Annotated in this window: 4 protein-coding genes; 2 read left to right on the top strand and 2 right to left on the bottom strand. The window is 58.0% G+C overall.

Translation table 11 applies throughout. The annotated features are described in order from the left end of the window. Positions 1–984: porin (locus JWQ61_RS09855; RefSeq protein ID WP_304360376.1), on the top strand; the 984-nt coding region annotated here is incomplete at its 5' end. A 62-nt stretch (positions 985–1046) separates the two neighbouring features. Here the strand turns inward: JWQ61_RS09855 and cfa are convergent. After that, positions 1047–2207 (bottom strand): cyclopropane fatty acyl phospholipid synthase, encoded by a 1161-nt coding sequence (gene cfa / locus JWQ61_RS09850; RefSeq protein WP_304360375.1) that lies wholly within the window; start codon positions 2205–2207, stop codon positions 1047–1049. 49 nt (positions 2208–2256) lie between these two features. Continuing rightward, positions 2257–2904: a LysE family translocator gene (locus tag JWQ61_RS09845; protein ID WP_304360374.1), complete on the bottom strand. Its 648-nt coding sequence runs from the start codon at positions 2902–2904 to the stop codon at positions 2257–2259. Positions 2905–3125: 221 nt separating this feature from the next. Here JWQ61_RS09845 and JWQ61_RS09840 point away from each other — a divergent pair, with 221 nt between their 5' ends. Continuing rightward, the gene (locus JWQ61_RS09840) at positions 3126–4214 is read left to right on the top strand and encodes a hypothetical protein (protein ID WP_304360373.1); all 1089 of its coding nucleotides are present in this window, start codon (positions 3126–3128) and stop codon (positions 4212–4214) included. The last annotated feature ends 242 nt before the right edge of the window (positions 4215–4456 follow it).

Below are 4456 nucleotides of genomic sequence, written 5' to 3'. Positions count from 1 at the left end.
GCAGTCAAACTCGGCAAAACCGACGCCCCGTACAAAACCTCCACCGCCCGCATGAATCCTTTCTCCGGCATGTGGGGCGACTACTCAGTCATCATGGGCAATACCGGCGGCGACAACCGGGTCGAATTCGGCACCCGCCTGGACCATGCGCTCTGGTACGAATCGCCCAAATGGAACGGATGGAGTTTCAATGCGCTGATCTCGCCGGGCCAGAACCGCGGCTATGAAAACTCGATCCAGGCCAGCGGCGAATCGAGCTGCACCGGCGGCAATATCCCGGGCAGCGGCGGCGGCGCGATCGCTTGCGTCGACGGCAGTTACGGCACCGCCTACAGCGCCAATGTCGCCTATGAAAACGGACCGCTGTATGTGACCGGCGCCTATGAACTGCATTCCAGGGTAAACCGCACCGGCGATGTCGGCGGCACGCCGCAGGCACTGGCTAGTCCGATAGGGCTGGATCCGAACGATGTCGGCAATGAGTATGCTTATAAAGTCGGCGCGCAGTACGCCTTCCCCACAAAAACCACCCTTAGCGCCATCTACGAGGTGATGCGCAGGAATATTCCGGCTTACCTGAACGAGCAAAACGAGCGCTCGCGCAACGGTTACTGGCTGGCGCTGACGCAAGACCTGACGCCGGACGACAGCTTGTCTATCGGCTGGGCCCACGCCAACGCCACTCCCGGCGATCCGGGCCAGCACAATACCAGCGCGGCCGACGGCATAGGCACCATCAGCCCCGACAATGCCGCCAACATGTACACCCTGGCGTATAAACACAAAATCGACAAACAAACCACCTGGTATGCGAACTATGCGCTGACTGCCAATCACGCTCTGGCCCATTATGACCTGGGCGCTGGAGGACGCGGCGTGACTAGCGACTGCCATGACGGTCAGACGATTGCAGCCGGTGCGCCGAACTGTTATGCGGGAGGACGTTTACAAGGTGTATCGGCAGGCGTGAATTACAAATTCTGATGCAGCGTAAACGGACGGCTGCCTCCGGCGAGATGGCCGTCCTGTTTCGCCCTTACCGCAACTTATCGTATTGAACGATAGGGAGCGCTGCGCCCGCGCTTGCTCAGTACAAGCTGCCAGAGCTGGCCCTGTCCCGAGCGGAAAAAACCCGCTGAAGAAAGTATGAAATATTTCCACATGCGATAAAAGCGCTGATCGTATTTTTCCGCCAGCCGCGGCCATGCGCGCTCGAAATTGTCCCACCAGGCCATCAGGGTCAGGTCGTAATCACGACCGAAATTATGCCAGTCTTCGATCAGGAAGCGCCCTTCCAGCACCTGCGTGATTTCCTTGGCGGAAGGCAGGTGGCCATTCGGGAAAATATACTTATCGAGCCAGACATCGCGCTTCTTTTCGGTGACATAGTTGCCGATCGTATGCAGCAGGAACAGCCCCTCGGGCGCCAGCAGTTTTCCGGCGACGTCGAAGTAAGCGGCATAATTCTTGGCGCCGACATGCTCGAACATGCCGACTGAAACAATCTTGTCGTATTGCCCGCTGAGCTGACGGTAGTCGGTCAGTTCGATCGTCACCGGCAGTCCGACGCAGCGCTCTTGCGCGAGTTTTTGCTGTTCTTTTGAGATCGTGACGCCGGTCACTGCCACCTGGTAGTGTTCCGCCGCATAGCGGGCCAGTCCGCCCCAGCCGCAGCCGATATCCAGCAGGCGCTCGCCCGGTTTCAGTTCCAGCTTGCGGCAGATCAGCTCCAGCTTGTGCTCCTGCGCCTCGTCAAGATTGGCGGCTCGCGGCCAATAGGCGCAGGAATACATCATGTACGGATCGAGCATGCTTTCGAACAGGTCGTTGCCGATATCGTAGTGCTGCTCGCCGACCTGGAAAGCGCGGCCCCTGGTTTGCAGGTTGAAAAAATTCTGGCGCAGGATTTCCAGGAAGAAGCCGATCTTTGCAGGGCCGACCACCGTCTGTTCCAGGTCGTGGCTGGTGACCCTGAAGAAAAACTCGTCCAGCTTGTCGCAATCCCAGTCGCCGTCCATGTACGACTCGCCGATGCCGAGCTCCCATTTTGTGAACATCTTCTGGAAGAAAGCCGGATCGTGGATCTGCATGTCCCAGGGTTGGTCGCCGTTGAGCCGGATGCCGGCATGTTCGAACAGCTGCTGGATGATTCTCGGCGCATTCGCCTTCATGTCAAACGTTGCAGGGACAGCCTTCACTTTATCCATGTAGTACTTCCTTCAGAGGCAGCGCTATGGAACAGAACGGACATATTTATCAGCTTGCAGGACGCCGCAGGAACGCCAGCAGCAGGCCAAACCCTATCATCAGCGTACCGCTGGCGCGGTTGAACCAGCGCAATCGGCCGGCGGCGTTGGTGAACGTCCCGAGCCTGGCGCCGATAGCGGCATAGATGGCGATCGCGATCAGTTCAAGCAGCAGGAAAGTTGCGCCGAGCACGATAAAACTGGTGGCGTAGGCCGAGCGATCGACAAACTGCGGGAAGAACGCGGTGAAGATGAGGATCGCTTTCGGGTTGCCGGCGGCTACCAGGAACTCTTGCCTGGCGAGCCGGCGCAGCTTGTCTGCCGGCGCTTCGGGTCTGACCTCGATTTTGTCGGAGGCGCCTGCCAGATCAATTGGGGCGGAACGGAAAAGTTTGACGCCCAGCCATACCAGGTAAGCCGCGCCACCGAATTTCAATAGCGTGAACAGCGTTTCCGACGCCAGCAGCAATGCTCCCAGCCCCAGGCCGGAAATGGCGATCATGGCCGCAAAGGCCAGCAGCCGTCCAAACGCCGCAAGGACCGAATAGCGCATGCCGTCGCGCGCGCCGTTCGACAGCGACAGCACGTTGTTCGGGCCGAACGCCATGTTCAGCGCGAAGCAGGCCGGCAGGAAAAGCCAGTAGTTCTGGAATGACATGAGGCACGCCTCTCAGGATTTTGCAGAAAACACTATTTTAATCACGCTGGAACAGGACCGGATACCAGCAGCCGACGCAGAAAATCTCTCGGCTGCAAATAATTCCCCACTGAAACACAGATACATTACGTTACAATAAATTATCTGGCAACAAAGAAGTTGCTGGTCAGGCGATTTAAAAAAAACCAATAACGCGTTGTATCTTTTGAACAGGGGAGTCAATGAAATCATCGGCAATTTTGGCCAGCATCTCGGTCCTGATACTCGCTGCATGCGGCGGTGGCGGGGGTGGCAGCGACGGCGGATCGCCGCCCGCCCCGGTTCCGCCGCCACCCGCGGCAAGCAATGCAATACAGAAGCAGCTTGATTCCGGCATATACTTTTTTGGCCTATGGCAGATCAGCATGGCTCCGACCTTTGCTTCGTATATTGCCAAATACTCCAACTTGGGCCAAGGCCCGATTTTCGTCACCACTACATCTTATGCAGGAAAACTGCCGGGCGACCTGACGCCCGGCCTGTTTTCCTATATACCTTGGGAACTGGGGAGTCAGAGCTGGAGGTCGGCAACTCCGTTGGCGACCATTCTTTATGGCATAAACGACACAGCCACCATACCGCTGTCGACGCCGGATTCAAACATGCCGAACGCCAAGTGGAATCTCACCATCGAGACCAAGGATGTCAGTGGTACGCCGATCAACAAGTATCTGCAATCGCTGCCTTTGGTTGATCCTCCGGCGGCTGCCGGGGTTTTTGGGGCCAACGCCAAGCTCGTGTCGCTCACCTATACCGCGGCCGACACCTTGGTCGCCAGCTATTCCGGCGCGGAGCTGCAAGACAGCAAGTCAACTGCTGTAACCGACATGAACGGCCTGCTTGACACGACCAGCTGCCTGGTCGGCGACGGCGGCAAGTCAATGATGCTGCGCTACCAAAGCAATGGCGTGATCAATATCTACGACACCAGCTCGGATCCCTCGAACGACAAGTGCACGTTCAACCCTGCGACCTCGCTGCAGACCGCCGTGGCGAATTTCGTCCAGAAATCCTATGGCCCGCACAGCTACCTGGAAATCACGTTCCCGCCTTTTATCGACGCCAGCTCATATGCACGCTTGCGCCCGCTTTTCATTAACCCGGGCGCGCTTGAAGCCGGCGCGAAGTTCGCCATCGTCCAGCGCACAACGGGAAACAAGAACTGGAGTTACGGTTTCGTGCTTCCGAAAGGGCTGCAAATGAAAGACCCGACGCCATATTTGAATCTGGAGGCAGCGGCATCCCTCAAGAGCGCACTGAATCTACCCTAAGCACATCTAGGATGGATCCGGCGGGCCGTTCAATCAAGATGACTGGACGGCCCATTTTTCATTTACCGGAAGCGGGCGCGCCTATCTCATGTCCAGCGCGCTGCTGCGCAGCGGCGGCGGGAATGCCTGGTCAAGCTCCGCCAGGTCCTGCGCCGTGAGTGCGACATCGAGCGCCGCACGGTTCTCGCGCACATGCTCCGGGGCGACTGCCTTGGGAATGACGATGACCTGCTCTTGCCGCA

It is taken from the genome of Collimonas fungivorans (assembly GCF_028292705.1).
GTDB classification, from domain to species: Bacteria; Pseudomonadota; Gammaproteobacteria; order Burkholderiales; family Burkholderiaceae_D; genus Collimonas; species Collimonas fungivorans_B.
Note: the sequence above shows the minus strand (reverse complement) of the source record. Positions and strands in the feature narration are given on the sequence as shown.